General features: G+C 68.4%; 13 protein-coding genes. 6 read left to right on the forward strand and 7 right to left on the reverse strand.

Going from position 1 to position 14,280, the window contains the following annotated elements; translation table 11 throughout:
- Positions 1-175 precede the first annotated feature (175 nt).
- From EX88_RS0107485 to EX88_RS0107510, 5 genes are all read left to right on the forward strand, one after another.
- Positions 176-1,282 (forward strand): efflux RND transporter periplasmic adaptor subunit, encoded by a 1,107-nt coding sequence (locus EX88_RS0107485; RefSeq protein WP_031371379.1) that lies wholly within the window; start codon positions 176-178, stop codon positions 1,280-1,282.
- Entirely contained in the window at positions 1,275-1,514 is a 240-nt protein-coding gene (locus tag EX88_RS0107490; RefSeq protein ID WP_152566151.1) for a hypothetical protein, read from the forward strand. Before EX88_RS0107485 ends, EX88_RS0107490 begins: the two co-directional genes overlap by 8 nt.
- Entirely contained in the window at positions 1,511-4,636 is a 3,126-nt protein-coding gene (locus tag EX88_RS0107495; RefSeq protein WP_031371381.1) for an efflux RND transporter permease subunit, read from the forward strand. The genes EX88_RS0107490 and EX88_RS0107495 overlap by 4 nt, the downstream gene beginning before the upstream one ends.
- A 187-nt stretch (positions 4,637-4,823) precedes the next feature.
- Positions 4,824-5,390, forward strand: a complete 567-nt coding sequence (locus EX88_RS0107500; protein ID WP_031371382.1) for a GNAT family N-acetyltransferase — start codon at positions 4,824-4,826, stop codon at positions 5,388-5,390.
- A 316-nt stretch (positions 5,391-5,706) separates the two neighbouring features.
- Complete coding sequence (locus tag EX88_RS0107510; RefSeq protein WP_430536898.1) at positions 5,707-6,495, forward strand: TrmH family RNA methyltransferase; 789 nt, start codon at positions 5,707-5,709, stop codon at positions 6,493-6,495.
- Positions 6,496-6,583: 88 nt separating this feature from the next.
- Here EX88_RS0107510 and EX88_RS0107515 read toward each other — a convergent pair whose 3' ends face one another.
- The 4 genes from EX88_RS0107515 to EX88_RS0107530 all read right to left on the reverse strand — a co-directional run bounded on the left by EX88_RS0107515 (position 6,584) and on the right by EX88_RS0107530 (position 9,716).
- Positions 6,584-7,996 carry a M28 family peptidase gene (locus EX88_RS0107515; RefSeq protein ID WP_031371384.1) on the reverse strand — a complete coding sequence of 471 codons (1,413 nt, stop codon included), beginning with the start codon at positions 7,994-7,996 and terminating at the stop codon, positions 6,584-6,586.
- 185 nt (positions 7,997-8,181) lie between these two features.
- Positions 8,182-8,589: a large-conductance mechanosensitive channel protein MscL gene (mscL, locus tag EX88_RS0107520; RefSeq protein WP_031371385.1), complete on the reverse strand. Its 408-nt coding sequence runs from the start codon at positions 8,587-8,589 to the stop codon at positions 8,182-8,184.
- A 55-nt stretch (positions 8,590-8,644) separates the two neighbouring features.
- The gene (locus tag EX88_RS0107525) at positions 8,645-9,373 is read right to left on the reverse strand and encodes a fumarylacetoacetate hydrolase family protein (RefSeq protein ID WP_031371386.1); all 729 of its coding nucleotides are present in this window, start codon (positions 9,371-9,373) and stop codon (positions 8,645-8,647) included.
- Positions 9,374-9,377: 4 nt separating this feature from the next.
- Positions 9,378-9,716, reverse strand: coding sequence for a hypothetical protein (locus EX88_RS0107530; protein WP_051884691.1), 339 nt, complete (start codon positions 9,714-9,716; stop codon positions 9,378-9,380).
- A 56-nt stretch (positions 9,717-9,772) separates the two neighbouring features.
- Here EX88_RS0107530 and EX88_RS0107535 point away from each other — a divergent pair, with 56 nt between their 5' ends.
- A complete protein-coding gene (locus EX88_RS0107535; RefSeq protein ID WP_051884693.1) occupies positions 9,773-10,153 on the forward strand; it encodes a Rieske 2Fe-2S domain-containing protein in 381 nt (126 codons plus the stop codon).
- A 284-nt stretch (positions 10,154-10,437) separates the two neighbouring features.
- Here EX88_RS0107535 and EX88_RS0107540 read toward each other — a convergent pair whose 3' ends face one another.
- The 3 genes from EX88_RS0107540 to EX88_RS0107550 all read right to left on the reverse strand — a co-directional run bounded on the left by EX88_RS0107540 (position 10,438) and on the right by EX88_RS0107550 (position 13,954).
- The gene (locus EX88_RS0107540; RefSeq protein WP_031371389.1) at positions 10,438-12,285 is read right to left on the reverse strand and encodes an SLC13 family permease; all 1,848 of its coding nucleotides are present in this window, start codon (positions 12,283-12,285) and stop codon (positions 10,438-10,440) included.
- A gap of 122 nt (positions 12,286-12,407) precedes the next feature.
- On the reverse strand, positions 12,408-13,163 hold the full coding sequence (gene trmB, locus EX88_RS0107545) for a tRNA (guanosine(46)-N7)-methyltransferase TrmB (RefSeq protein ID WP_031371390.1): 756 nt from the start codon (positions 13,161-13,163) through the stop codon (positions 12,408-12,410).
- Positions 13,160-13,954, reverse strand: a complete 795-nt coding sequence (locus EX88_RS0107550) for a thiazole synthase (RefSeq protein WP_031371391.1) — start codon at positions 13,952-13,954, stop codon at positions 13,160-13,162. The genes trmB and EX88_RS0107550 overlap by 4 nt, the downstream gene beginning before the upstream one ends.
- Positions 13,955-14,280 lie beyond the last annotated feature (326 nt).

The raw sequence follows: 14,280 nt of genomic DNA on the forward strand, positions 1-14,280 counted from the left end.
TTGCCTATACGGTGGTCAACCAATGGCCCACGCGAGCGTTAATGCTGCACCGCTAGAATCGCGCGGCTTCATCGCCGCGCCGGTTCTCCCTTCCGCGCGGATCGCCTGGCCGGGCCGCACCAGCGCCCGCCAGACCCGCGCCGCCGCCCTCACGGGTACCCGTTCAGAGATCCGCATGCGACCACGTTCCGGCCTTCGCACCTGCTGCACCCTTGTCTTCGCCCTCGCCCTGACCGCCTGCGGCAGCAAGGGCGGGGCGCCCCAGGGGGGCCAGGGCGGCGATCGCCCGATTCCGGTCACCACCGAGCCGGTCCGCTTGCGGCCCTGGAACGACACCGTGCAGGCGCTCGGCAACGTCAAGGCGCGCGAGTCGATCACGGTCACCGCCAAGGTCAGCGAGATCGTCCAGGGCGTGCATTTCGACAGCGGCGACCAGGTCGCCGCCGGCGCGTCGCTGATCACCCTCAGCGGCAAGGCCCAGCAGGCCGCCCTGGCCCAGGCCGAGGCCACCGCCAAGGAAGCCGCCGCCCTGTACCAGCGCCAGAGCGAACTCGCCGCGCAGCAGTTGATCGCGCGTTCGGCGCTCGACACCCAGCGTGCCACCCGCGACGCCACCCGCGCCCGGGTCGAGCAGATGAAGGCCGACATCGGCGACCGGGTGATCCGCGCGCCGTTCTCCGGCGTGCTCGGCATTCGCCAGGTCAGCCCCGGCTCGCTGGTCACCCCGGGCACGCCGATCGCTACCCTGGACGACACCGGCCGGGTCTATGTCGATTTCCCGGTGCCGGAAACGCTGTTGGCGCGCGTCGCCAAGGGCCAGACCGTCGACGGCACCAGCGCCGCGTATCCGGGCCAGCCGTTCCAGGGCGAGGTCAGCACGATCGACGCGCGGGTCGACCCGGCCACGCGCGCGATCACGGTGCGCGCCGATTTCCCCAATCCCGACCATCGCCTGCGGCCGGGCATGTTGATGCAGGTGACCTTGCTGCAACCCGAGCGCCAGGCCCTGTTGATACCGGAGATCGCGGTGGTGCAGGTGGGCACCGATTCCTACGTGTTCCGGGTCAAGCCCGACAACACCGTCGAGCGCGCCGACGTCGAAGTCGGCACGCGTCGCGAAGGGCTGGCCGAGATCGTCAAGGGCCTGCAGGTCGGCGATGTCATCGTCGTCGACGGCACCGGCAAGCTGCGCGTCGGCAACAAGGTCCAGGCCGCCGGTGCGAATGCGCCCGCGAAGCGCCAGGGCGAGCCGGCTGCAGCCAAGGGCCGCGCGAATGGCTGACTGGATGCGGTCCCTGCTGTCTTCGTTTCCGCGCAAGCCCGATGCCGGCGACCTGCGCGCCGCGGTCAAGCGCGCCCTGGACTTCCGCCTGCGCGGCATGTCCGGGGCTCCGCCTGAAGACCCGGCCTACGACCCCGAGCAGGCCCCGGGCGGCCGGCCCAAGGTCGTGCCGATCTACATAGCGCCGAAGCGCAGCGCGCCCAAGCGCCGCAACGGCGGCGACGCGCGATGAATATTTCCGACCTGTCGATCCGCCGTCCGGTGTTCGCCACCGTGATGAGCCTGCTGCTGATCACCCTGGGCGTGATGGCGTTCTCGCGCCTGACCTTGCGCGAATTGCCGGCGATCGACCCGCCGGTGGTCTCGGTCGACGTGACCTATCCCGGCGCCTCGGCGGCGGTGGTCGAGACCCGCATCACCCAGGTGCTCGAAGACGCCTTGGCCGGCATCGAAGGCATCGAGAGCATCGAATCGCGCAGCGTCAACGGACGCGCCTCGATCAGCATCGAGTTCACCTTGCAGCGCGAGATCGAGGCTGCGGCCAACGACGTGCGCGATGCGGTCAGCCGCGTCTCCAACCGCATGCCGGAAGAGGCCGACCCGCCGCAGATCGAAAAGGTCGAGAGCGACGCCGACCCGATCATGTGGCTGAACATGAGCTCCAAGCAGATGGACACGCTGCAGCTGTCCGACTACGCGGAGCGTTACGTGGTCGACCGTCTGTCCTCGGTCGACGGCGTCGCCCAGGTCCGGATCGGCGGCCAGCAGCGTTATGCCATGCGCATCTGGCTCGACCAGGACGCGTTGGCGGCGCGCGACATCACCGTCAACGAGGTCGAGGCCGCGCTGCGCGCCGAGAACGTCGAACTGCCGGCCGGGCGCATCGAATCGCAGACGCGCGACTTCACTCTGCGAGTCGCGCGCAGCTACCAAAAACCCGAGGACTTCGCCCAGATTCCGCTGAAGAAGGGCGCCGACGGTTATGTCGTGCGGCTCGGCGACGTCGCCAAGATCCAGCTCGATTCGGCCGAACGCCGCGCCTATTACCGCAGCAACGGCGAGCCGAACATCGGCCTGGGCATCGTCAAGACCTCCACCGCGAACAGCCTCGACGTGGCCCGCGCGATCCGCGCCGAGGCCGACAAGATCCGCCCGGGCCTGCCGGACGGCACCAACATCTTCGTCGCCTTCGACACCACCATCTTCATCGAGTCGGCGGTCGAGCGCGTGTACCACACGCTGGCCGAAGCGGTGATCCTGGTGTTGATCGTGATCTGGTTGTTCCTCGGCAGTTTCCGCGCCGCGCTGATCCCGGCGGTGACCGTGCCGGTGTGCCTGATCGCTGCCTTCATTCCGCTGTACGCCTTCGATTTCTCGATCAACCTGCTGACTCTGCTGGCGCTGGTGCTGTGCATCGGCCTGGTGGTCGACGATGCGATCGTGGTGCTGGAGAACATCCAGCGCCGCGCCGACCTGGGTGAACCGAAGCTGGTCGCCGCCGCGCGCGGCACCAAGCAGGTCGCGTTCGCGGTGATCGCCACCACCGCGGTGCTGGTGGCGGTGTTCCTGCCGATCGGCTTCATGGAAGGCAACACCGGGCGCCTGTTCCGCGAGCTGTCGGTGGCGCTGGCCGGCGCGGTGGCCTTGTCGGCCTTCGTCGCGCTGACCCTCACGCCGATGATGTCGTCGAAGTTCGTGCGCCCGCACAGCGAAGAGAAATCCAACCCGGTCAACCGCTGGGTCAATGCGCGCCTGGAAAGCGTGAGCCGGCGCTATAAAGGCCTGCTCGACCACACCGTCGAGCGGCCGTGGCTGTTCGGCGTGCTGATGGTGATCGCGCTGGCATTGAGCTTCGGCCTGTTCAAGCTGGTGCCTTCGGAGCTCGCGCCGCAGGAAGACCGCGGCTCGTTCCAGGTCTCGATCATCGGGCCGGAAGGCGCCGGCTACGACTACACGGTCAAGCAGGTGCAGCAGGTCGAGAAGATCATCGCCTCGCACACCGGCCCGGACCAGACCATCCAGCGCTACAACCCGCGCGTGCCCGGCGGTTTCGGCGCCAGCGAGGAAATGCACACCGGCCGCATCGCGGTGTTCCTGCAGGATTGGGACAAGCGCGACGTCAGCACCGCCGACGTCGCCGACGGTCTGCGCAGCGAGCTCGGTCAGTTGACCGGCGTGCGCGCGCTGCCGCAGGTCGGCGGCGGCCTGGTGCGTACGCGCGGGCAGCCGATCCAGATCGTGCTCGGCGGCCCCGAATACGTCGAACTGGCGAAGTGGCGCGATCGTCTGCTCGCCCGCATCGAGCAGAACAAGGGCCTGTTCTCGGTCGACTCGGACTACAAGGAAACCCGCCCGCAGATGCGCGTGGAGATCGACCGCCAGCGCGCCGCCGATCTCGGCGTCAGCGTCACCGACATCGGCCATTCGCTGGAAACCATGATGGGTTCGCGGCGTGCGACCACCTTCGTGCAGAACGGCGAGGAGTACGACGTGATCGTCCAGGCCGGACGCGAAGTGCGCGCCTCGCCGGCCGACCTGGCGGCGATCCAGGTGCGCGCCCGCGACGGCGGCCTGGTGCCGCTGTCGAACTTGGTCACCTTGAAGGAACTGGCCGAGCCCGGCAGCCTCAACCGCTTCAACCGCCTGCGCGCGATCACCGTCAGCGCCGGCCTCGCGCCGGGCTACACCATGGGCGAGGCGATCACCTGGCTCAACCAGGTGGTCGAGGAAGAATTGCCGGAACAGGCGCAGATCGACTGGAAGGGCGAATCGCGCGAGTACCAGAAGGCCGGCGGCGCGGTGCTGATGACCTTCACTCTCGCGTTGCTGGTCGTGTACCTGGTGCTCGCCGCGCAATTCGAGAGCTTCATCCATCCGTTCGTGATCATGCTGACCGTGCCGCTGGGCGTGCTCGGCGCCTTGCTCGGCCTGTGGATGACCGGCGGCACCCTCAACCTGTTCAGTCAGATCGGCATCGTCATGCTGGTCGGCCTGGCGGCGAAGAACGGCATCCTGATCGTCGAGTTCGCCAATCAGTTGCGCGACGAGGGCCGCAGCATCCACGAGGCCATCGTCGAGTCCTCGGCGGTGCGCCTGCGCCCGATCCTGATGACCTCGATCGCGACCGTGGTCGGTGCCGTGCCCCTGGTCCTGGCCGGCGGCCCGGGCTCGGCGAGCCGGGCGACGATCGGCATCGTGGTGATCTTCGGCGTGTCGTTCTCGACCCTGTTGTCGCTGTTCATCGTGCCGGCGTTCTACGTCCTGCTGGCGCGCTACACCAAATCGCCCGAGGCGGTCGCGCACGAGTTGGAGAAGCTGGAAAAGGACACCCCGCAGGCCGGCGGCCACGCGTGATCGGGTGATCGCAGGCCGGCGCACCGCTTCAGGGTAGGAGCGGCGCAAGCCGCGACCGCGGGGCCTCGGCTACGACGCGTGTCGCGGCTCGCGACCGAAGGAAATCCAGGAGGACGCCGCTCCTGCCCGGACGCCGTTCCGCGGCCCCGGTTTCCGCCCGCCAACAGTGATGCAGTACGCTATCGCCATGAACGCCGCTCCCTTATCCGACCCGGGCGATATCCGCCTGCTTGGCGAAGGCTTCGTCCTGCGCCCCTGGCGGCCCGACGACCTCGACAGCCTGGTCGAACACGCCAACGACGAACACGTCTCGCGTTCCACCAGCGATCGTTTTCCCTATCCCTATACCCGCGAAGACGGCGAGCGCTTCCTGTCCGGCCAGGTCGTCAATCTCAACGACCCGGTCATGGCGATCGAAGTCGACGGCCGCGCCTGCGGCGGCATCGGCGTGCGCGCCGGCCAGGGCGAGCGCGGCCATAGCGCCGAGCTGGGCTATTGGCTCGGGCGCGCGCTGTGGAATGCCGGCCTGATGACGCGCGCGGTCGCCGTGTTCGCGCCTTGGGTCATGCGCGAGCTGTCCCTGTATCGCTTGTGCGCGACGGTGCTCGACCACAACCCGGCCTCGGCGCGGGTGTTGCTGAAGAACGGTTTCGAAGAAGAAGGCGCGCAACGCTGCGCCGTGTTCAAGCGCGGGCAGCTGCACGACCTGCGTGTATTCGCCAAGGTAAGAAGGAGTCTCGACGATGCGACGTGATCCCCCGCGCGGTCCGCGCCCCCCCATCGCTCCGGGACAGAGCCCCTGGCGCACCGGTCCGCGCCGCGACGACGAACAACGCCCGCGGCGCGAGCCCGATGCGCAAGGCAGCGCGGGGCCGGTCGATCCGCCGCCGTCGCCGTACCGCGGCGGACACGATCGCGGCGGACACGCACATGCGCATCCGCATTCGCGCTTGGAACGACGCGAGCAGCGCAACCAACATCCCGCCGATGCGCGCACGCCGCGCGAGCGGGCGCGGCCGGAACGCCACGAGCGCGACGAGCGGGTCTATCGCCAGCGCGACGAGGCCGATCTGCGTCAGCCCCTCGGCGACGACATGTTCGAGGCGCCGCATCCGCAACGCGCGCGTCGCGACGTCGAGCTGCGCCTGTACGGCCTCAATGCGATCCGCGCCGTGTTCGCGCGCCGGCCGCAGGCGATCCGCAAGCTGTATCTGAGCGGCAACCGCATTCCCGCGCTGCAGCCCTTGCTGGCGTGGTGCGTGGCCAACCGCGTCGGCTATCGCGTGGTCGAGGAAGCCGACCTCGACAAACTCGCGGCCAGCGGGCATCACGAAGGCGTGGTCGCCGACGTGTTGCGCGAGGAGCCGGCTTCGCTGTCGGAATGGCTGCGCGAATTGCCCGCAGGCCCGCAGTTGGCGATCTGGCTCGACGGCGTCGGCAATCCGCACAACCTCGGTGCGATCCTGCGTTCGGCCGCGCATTTCGGCGTGGCCGCGGTGCTGATGCCGAAGGATTCGACCCTGGCCCTGTCGGGCGCCGCCGCGCGCGTCGCCGAGGGCGGCGCCGAAGCGGTGCCGATGGTGCGCATGGGCCGCAGCGACAATGCGCTGACCCAGTTGCGCGGCGCCGGATTCGCCTTGGCCGCGACGGTGGTGTCCGGCGGCGACAACGCCTTCGCGACTCAATTGCCGCAGCGTTTGGTCTATGTGTTGGGTGCGGAGAGCGAAGGCATGGACCGCGACCTCGTCGCGGCCTGCGACCTGCGTTTGTCGATTCCCGGCAGCGGCAAGGTCGAAAGCCTCAACGTCGCCGCGGCGACCGCGGTGTTGTTGGCGGCGTGGACTGCGCGTAGCGCATAGGCCATCGCGCTAAAGCCCCTCTCCCGCAGGCGGGAGAGGGAGCTGAGACGCGTCGGCGAACACGGCACGCAATGAGTGTCGTGCCGCCTCACTCCTCCGGCGGCGTAACCTGCTTGGCTTCGCTGCCGAAATCGCCGTCGGCCGAAGCGGCCAGATAGGCGAACACCGCATACGCCGCGACGTTCTGCGCCAATGCCTTCGGGTCGATCTTGTCGAGGGTGTCGTCGGGCGTGTGGTGGTAGTCGAAATAATCGCTGCCGTCCTGGGCCAGACGCGCCCAGGCCAGGCCGCGCGCGGCGAACGGCGAGATGTCCGGGCCGGGGCCGCCCTTGCCGGGCGTGTGCTCGATGCCGAGCGGTGCCAGGGCCTCGGCGATCTGCTTGTCGGCGGCCTGCGCATGCGCCGGCGCCGAACTCGAATAAGCGTAGATACGGCCCGCGCCGAAATCGCTCTCGGCGCCGATCTGGTGCTGTTTGACCTGCGCGGCATGCTTGAGCGCATAGGCCTTGCCGCCGTACAGGCCCTGTTCTTCGTTGGCGAAGGCGATCACCCGGATGCTGCGCGCCGGGCGCAGCTTGCTCTGGCCGATCAGCTTGCCCGCGGCCATGGTCAGGCCGACGCCGGCGCCGTCGTCGATCGCGCCGGTACCGAGATCCCACGAATCCAGATGGCCGCCGATCACCACGACTTCCTCGGGCTTGCTCTTGCCGCGGATCTCGCCGATGACGTTGTGCGAAGTCGCTTCGCCGTCCCAGCCGCAATCCAGGGCGACGCGCACGCGCACCGGGCCGCGCGCGGCCAGGCGCGCGAGCTGGTCGGCGTCCGGCGCGGCCAGCGCGGCTGACGGAATCGGGGTCAGGCCGTCGTCGAAACGGGTGATGCCGGTGTGCGGATTGCGGTGCGAGTCGGTGCCGGCCGAACGCATCAGATAGGCGCTGGCGCCGGCGCGGATCGCCGCCGACGGGCCGCGGCTGCGCACGCGTCCGCCGGGGCCGTAGCCGGCGCCGTCCTTGGCGCGCTCCATGCGGTAGTCGATGAAGGCGATCTTGCCCTTGAGCGAACCGGCCGGCGCGGCTTCCAGCGCGGCGAGGTCGGCGAAGCGCACGATCTCGCCTTCGACCTTGCCGGCGGGGCTGCCGCCCAGGGCGGTCAGGTTCAGCGGCTGGCGATGTTCGCCGAGCACTTCGGCCTGCTCGCTGCGGCGCTCCCACTTCGGAAACGTCACCGGTTCCAGCCAGACCTTGTCGAAGCCGAGCTCGCGGAATTTGGCTTCGGCCCACTTCACCGCGCGCGCATCCGCCTCGCTGCCGGCCAGGCGCGGGCCGACCTCGGTGGTCAACGACTCGGTGATGCGATAGCCCAGGTCGCTGGCGAGCGCGCTTTCGCGCAATTCGCCGGCGGCGGCGATAGCGGCCTCGGGAATGCGCGTCTCGCGCGGGGTGGCCACGGCGGAGCCGACGAACAACACAGCAGCGATCGCTGCCCACAACGGTGCGCGCATCCCCAACTCCCTCATCTGGAAAGACCGGAGGCCGCCTGCAACCAGGCGGCCGGAAAAGACGAAGCCGCGAGCTTAGCAACCCGCGGCCCCGTCTCTACCTGTCGCAAGTCACGCCGGACTTGAGGGTTTTTTGTCGCTGCCTATCGCCACGTTTGAGGCACTTTGCCGCAACGGGCGAAGCGTTCTCACTTCTTCAGCGAATCGCGGATCTCGCGCAGCAGCACGATGTCCTCGGGCGTTGCCGCCGGCGCCGCGTCGGCGGGCTTGCGGACCTTGTTGTAAGCCTTGAGGAACAGGAAGATCACGAACGCGATCAGGACGAAGTCGATCGCGGTCTGCAGGAAGGCGCCGTACTTGATCGCGACTTCGGCCGCGACTTCCTTGCCGGCGGCATCCATCTGCGCCGCGGTCAGCACGTACTTGGCGTCGCCGAGGCTGACCCCGCCGCTGAGGTAGCCGATGAAGGGCATGACGATGCCGTCGACCAGGGCCGTGACGATCTTGCCGAAGGCCGCGCCGATCACCACACCGACGGCCAGATCGACCACGTTGCCGCGCGCTATGAACTCTTTGAACTCGCTGATCATGCCCATCCGCATGCTCTCCCTGTGTTGACGACATGAATGCGGCGCCGCAGCGCCGAGGCGACTATACCGGCGCCGGGATGATGTGTCCGTGCAGTTCGGCCACGCCTTCGAGCACGGCGTGATAGCGGTCGCCGGGCTGCAGCGGGCCGACCCCGGAGGGCGTGCCCATGTAGATCAGGTCGCCGGCGCGCAGCGCGTACAGCCGCGACAGCTCGTGCAGGATTTCGGGCACGTTCCAGACCAGGTCGGCGAGCGTGCCGCGCTGGCGGACTTCGCCGTTCACTTCCAGGCTCAAGGCGCGCGCGCCGAGTTCGCCGACGTCGGCGACCGGCACGATTGCGCTGATCGGCGCGGCGTGGTCGAAGGACTTGCCGGTATCCCAGGGCAGCCCCTTGGCCTTGGCCTGCGATTGCAGGTCGCGGCGGGTCAGGTCTAGCCCGACGGCATAGCCGTAGACCAACGCCTGGGCGTCGGCGACGGCGAGTTCGCCGGCCGGCGCATCGCGACCGATCGCGACCACCAGTTCGACCTCATGGTGCAGGTCGTCGGTGCCGGGCGGGTAGGGCACGGCTTCGCCGAGCTCGATGGCGTCGTGCGGCTTGAGGAAGAACACCGGACGGCCGCGATCGGCGGCCGAGGTCGGTACGGCCGCGCCCATTTCGCGTGCGTGTTCGGCGAAGTTGCGCCCGACGCAGTAGACGCGGCGGACCGGGAAGGTGGTGCCGTCGGCGACGTCGGCGCCGCGGACCGGAATACGGGTATGCGGCGGTGCCGCGATCGCGTCGCTCATGCGTTCAATGCGTGGAAGAAGTAGGGGAGCGATGGCCGAGGCGGGCCGCATCGACGACGCGGAACTCGCCTTCGACGATGTCGTGGCCGTGGGCATCGCGACGCGCCATCGGCTTGCCGCGGCGCTTCCACAGTTTGTAGGCAAGGCCGACGGCGATCATCGCCGCGCCGACGAACACGCTGAACATCACCAGCAGCGCCAGCAGCCCGAGCCCGATCACGCCGAGCACGAAACGCAGGAGGCGGTGACGCGGCTTGCGCGGCTCGAAAGCGGTGCGCACGCGCGACTGGAACGCATTCCATTGCGGTCGGTGATCGGAGAATCGGAAGGTCTGGGCAAACATTTAGGGTGTCGTGAGACAATGCGGCAAACGCCGGACACAGGAGTATCGTTCCAGGCATGGACGAGGGTGTGAGAAGTTCGTTAAATCATCCCGGCGAAGGCGGCAACGCAGTGTTGCCCCTGATCGAGCTGGCGCGGCTGGCCGACGGTGCGTTCGCCGAGGTCGAAGCGACCCTGGACGGCGACGCCGAATCGCTGCTGCTGTATCGCGACGGCGAGGCCGTACGCGCCTGGTTGAATATTTGCCCGCATGCCGGCCGCCGTCTCGACTGGGCGCCGGGCCAGTTCCTCAAGAGCAAGGACGGCCTGCTGGTCTGCGCCGCGCATGGCGCGAGTTTCGAGTTGCAAGGCGGCCAATGCGTCGCCGGCCCCTGCCGCGGCGAAGCGCTGCGCGCGGTCGCGGTGACGGTGCGCGATGGGGCGGTGTGGTTGGGGTGAGTTGGGATTGTTAGTGGACAGTCAACAGCCAACAGCCAACAGCCAACAGCCAACAGCCAACAGCAAATCCCCCCTGCCCCCCTTTTGCAAAGGGGGGATAAGCGAATGCGGGGTTCGTCTTCGCTAGGACTTGCAGCGATCCGGCCGTACCGACAAGCGAGCGAGCCCGGGGCGAGGCGCCGAGCTCATACGGACCCACCAGATGCATTCCCCCCCTTTGGAAAAGGGGGGCAGGGGGGATTTGCTTTTCCCGCCACCGCACCGAAGCTGCGGCGTCTGCGAGGTCACTTGCCCCAGAACAGCAAATTCACCATCAGCACCGTCACCACGGTGTAGATCAGCGACAGCGGGCCGCCGATGCGCCACAGCTCCTTGCCGGTGTAGCCGGCCGGGCCGGTGATCATCGAGATCACCGGGTTCGAGGCGGTCATGAAGTTGTTCGAGGCCGACAGCGCCACGATCAGGGCGAAGGCGGTCGGGTTGCCGCCGGCGGCGAGCGCGAGGTTGACCGCGAGCGGCACCACCACGATGGTCGCGCCGACATGGCTGATGACCAACGAAAACATCGTCGTCAGCAAGCCGATGAAGATCTCCAGCAGCCACACCGGCGTGCCGCTCGGCAGGCGCTCGATGGTATGGCCGGCGATCCACGCCGCCGCGCCGCTGGAATCCATGGCCCAGCCCAATGGAATCAGGCAGGCCATCAGGAACACGGTCTTCCAGTTGATCGCCGCGTAGGCCTCGTCGATGTTGATGACACCGGCGATCAGCATGCCGGCCACGCCGGTCATCAGCGCGATCGACACCGGCAGGCGCGAGGACAGGGCCAGCAGCATCGCCACGGCGAAGATGGTCAGCGCGAGCTTGAGCTTGTGCGGGCGCTGCTCGCCCTTCGGGTAGTCGGTGACGACGACCAGGTCCTTGCTCGCCGCCGCGGTCGCCAGGTCGGTCCAGATGCTGTGGAACACCAGCATGTCGCCGGCGCGCATCGGCACGGTGCGCACGTTGTCGCGCAGCACGCTCTTGTCGCGGTTGATCGCCAGCAGGCTCAGGCCGGCATGCTTGCGCAGGTGCAGGTCGCCGGCGGTCTTGCCGATATACCCGGAGGTCGCCGGCACCACCGCTTCGGAAATGCCGGCGCGGCTGGGGTTGAACAGGTCGGCGAAGTTACGCAGGCGCGAGGACAAACGCAGGAACTGGTTTTGGGCGAAGTCGGCGACCTGCTGCTTCGGCCCCATCGCACCGAGCACGCTGCCGACCCAGATGCGGGTGTCGGCCGGCGGCGCCAGGCGCGCCTCGCCGTCGCTCTTGAGCGCGAGCAGCAGGGGCGCGCCGCGCAGCGCTTCGGCCTCGCCGAGCGACATGCCGACCAACGGGCTGTCGGCGGTGACCGTCATTTCGTAGACGTCGCCCTCGATGCCGTAGGCCTTGGCGAAATAACTCTGGGTGCGCGCCGGCGTGGCGCCCTTGTCGCTGTCGTCGCGCAGCAGCTTGTCGCCGAAGAAATGGAAATACGCCAGCGAGGCGACCAGCAGGGCGATGCCGATCGGCATCGGCGCGAACATCTTCAGCGGCTCGATGGTCGCCGCGCCCGAGGGCAGGTTGCTGTTGGCGTTGAGCAACAAGTCGTTGAGCAGGATCAGCGGCGAGTTGCCGACCATGGTCAGGGCGCCGCCCATGACGATGGCCGCGGCGATCGGCAGCAACAGGCGCGGCAGCGACAGGCCGGTGCGCGAGGACAGGCGCGAGGCGACAGGCATGTACAACGCCATCACTGACGGGTTCTGCATGAAGGAGGAGTTGAGGCCGGCCACCGCCGTGGTCAGCAACAGCAAGCGTTGTTCGACGCCGTGCGCGCGCCGCAGCAGCCAGGCAGCGAGGCGGTTGAGGGCGCCGGTGCGGTCGAGGCCGGCGCCGAGGATCATCGTGGCGATGATGCTGATGACCGCGTTGCCCGAGAAGCCGTTGAACAGTTCGTCCGGCTCGACCAGGCCCGACAGGCCGAGCAGCACCAGCACGACCAGGGCGACGACGTCGGCGCGGATGCGCTCGAACAGGAACATCGCCATCGTGAAGACCACCAGCCCGAGGACGAGCTTCATGTCGGTGGTGAGCGCGAGGGCGGTATCCATTTAAGGCCGGGAATCGGGAATGGAGAATCGGGAATCGGAAGAGCAGGAGCAAGGCAACGCGTCGCCGCCGGATTCGGTCTCAGCAAGGCATCGCGAATGTTCGGTGGGGCGCATCCGATTCCCTATTCCCGATTCCCTATTCCCGGCTGCTTGTCGTACAGCAGATCCCAGACGCCGTGGCCGAGTTTCTGGCCGCGGGTCTCGAAGTGCGTCTGCGGACGCCACGGCGGCCGGGCCACGCTGCCGCGCGGGCCGGCGCGGTTGACCAGGCCTGCGGTCGCATCGAGCACGTCCCACATCTGTTCGGCATAGTCCTGCCAATCGGTGGCGAGGTGCAAGCGACCGTCGGGCGAAAGTTTGCGCACCAGCAGATCGGCGAACGCGGGCTGGACCAGGCGGCGCTTGTTGTGGCGCTTCTTGTGCCACGGGTCCGGGAAATAGATGCGGACCTCGTCGAGCGAGCCGTCGGCGACTTCGTGGTTCAACACTTCGACCGCGTCGTGGTGATACAGGCGGACATGGTCGCTGCCGTCTTCGGCCAGGGCGTTCAACAGCCGGCCGACGCCGGGGGCGTGGACCTCGATGCCGATCAGGTCGCGCTCGCGGTCGTGCTGGGCGGCGAAACGCAGGGCTTCGCCGTTGCCGAAGCCGATCTCGAGCACGCGCTTGGCGCTACGGCCGAAGATTTCGTCGTAATCGCGCGGCGAACCCTGGTAGTCGATGCCGAAACGCGGCCACAGCTCGTCGAAGGCGCGCTGCTGGGCCGGAGTGAAGCGGCCCTGGCGCAGGACGAAGCTGCGCACCTGGCGCCGGCCTTCTTCCACGGTGAACGGCTTGGGCGGGGTCTTGGCGCCGTCGCTGGAGAACGGGTCCGTCATTCGATCAAACCGTCCACCGGGCTCGACGCGCTGGCATAACGCTTGCGCGGAATGCGGCCGGCCTTGAACGCGGCGCGGCCGGCCTCGATCGCCAGCTTCATGGCATGCGCCATCAGGATCGGGTCGCGGGCGCCGGCGATGGCGGTGTTCATGAGCACGCCGTCGCAGCCCAGCTCCATGGCGATGGCCGCGTCCGAGGCGGTGCCGACGCCGGCGTCGACCAGGATCGGCACCTTGGCGTTCTCGATGATCTCGAGCAGGTTGTACTTGTTCTGCACGCCCAGGCCCGAGCCGATCGGCGCCGCCAGCGGCATCACCGCCACGCAGCCGATCTGTTCCAGGCGCTTGGCCAGGATCGGGTCGTCGGAGGTGTAGACCATCACGTCGAAACCGTCCTTGACCAGGATTTCGGCCGCGGCCAGGGTCTGGACGACGTCGGGGAACAGCGTGCGCTGGTCGCCGAGCACTTCGAGCTTGACCAGCTTGTGGCCGTCGAGCAGTTCGCGGGCCAGGCGGCAGGTGCGCACGGCGTCGTCGGCGGTGTAGCAGCCGGCGGTGTTGGGCAGCAGGGTGTAGCGGTCCGGGGGCAGCACATCGAGCAGGTTCGGCTCGCCCGGGTTCTGGCCGATATTGGTGCGGCGGATGGCGACGGTGACGATCTCGGCGCCGGCGGCTTCGGTCGCCAGGCGGGTCTCGTCGAGGTCCTTGAACTTGCCGGTGCCGGTCAACAGGCGCGAGCGGTAGGTTTTGCCGGCGATGACCAGCGGATCGGATAAGGCGTTGTTCGTCATCGGTGAATTATGTCGGATAACGCCCTGCGCTTGGACCCCGCGCGGCCCGCCGTTTCACCCGGCGTGCGGTTTTCGCTCTTCCGCCGCGGCGCGGCCGGGCGAGGGTTGGGCGGGGGTTGGGCGGGGGTTGGGCGGGCTGGGCGACGGCCGCAAAACGCGGTTCGTGGTCGTCCCCGGCGCCATCCATCCAGAACGGCGACCGTTCGTCGCCGGATGATGAAAATGTGATTGCAATCACATTTTGAAGCGTATATTGGCCGGCAAGCGGTACTGGGGCGGCGCTGAAGGTTCGCGACGCATCGGCCATCGCCGGCGGCGTCCGCTGG

Origin of the sequence: Lysobacter antibioticus, assembly GCF_000731095.1 — a bacterium.
GTDB lineage: Bacteria > Pseudomonadota > Gammaproteobacteria > Xanthomonadales > Xanthomonadaceae > Lysobacter > Lysobacter antibioticus_B.

Excerpts from the sequence above, each read along its gene's own strand:
- EX88_RS0107485 (WP_031371379.1), top strand. The coding sequence starts at position 176 with ATGCGACCACGTTCCGGCCTTCGCACCTGCTGCACCCTTGTCTTCGCC.
- EX88_RS0107490 (WP_152566151.1), top strand. The coding sequence starts at position 1,275 with ATGGCTGACTGGATGCGGTCCCTGCTGTCTTCGTTTCCGCGCAAGCCC.
- EX88_RS0107495 (WP_031371381.1), top strand. The coding sequence starts at position 1,511 with ATGAATATTTCCGACCTGTCGATCCGCCGTCCGGTGTTCGCCACCGTG.
- EX88_RS0107500 (WP_031371382.1), top strand. The coding sequence starts at position 4,824 with ATGAACGCCGCTCCCTTATCCGACCCGGGCGATATCCGCCTGCTTGGC.
- EX88_RS0107515 (WP_031371384.1), bottom strand. The coding sequence starts at position 7,996 with ATGCGCGCACCGTTGTGGGCAGCGATCGCTGCTGTGTTGTTCGTCGGC.
- mscL (WP_031371385.1), bottom strand. The coding sequence starts at position 8,589 with ATGGGCATGATCAGCGAGTTCAAAGAGTTCATAGCGCGCGGCAACGTG.
- EX88_RS0107525 (WP_031371386.1), bottom strand. The coding sequence starts at position 9,373 with ATGAGCGACGCGATCGCGGCACCGCCGCATACCCGTATTCCGGTCCGC.
- EX88_RS0107530 (WP_051884691.1), bottom strand. The coding sequence starts at position 9,716 with ATGTTTGCCCAGACCTTCCGATTCTCCGATCACCGACCGCAATGGAAT.
- EX88_RS0107535 (WP_051884693.1), top strand. The coding sequence starts at position 9,773 with ATGGACGAGGGTGTGAGAAGTTCGTTAAATCATCCCGGCGAAGGCGGC.
- EX88_RS0107540 (WP_031371389.1), bottom strand. The coding sequence starts at position 12,285 with ATGGATACCGCCCTCGCGCTCACCACCGACATGAAGCTCGTCCTCGGG.
- trmB (WP_031371390.1), bottom strand. The coding sequence starts at position 13,163 with ATGACGGACCCGTTCTCCAGCGACGGCGCCAAGACCCCGCCCAAGCCG.
- EX88_RS0107550 (WP_031371391.1), bottom strand. The coding sequence starts at position 13,954 with ATGACGAACAACGCCTTATCCGATCCGCTGGTCATCGCCGGCAAAACC.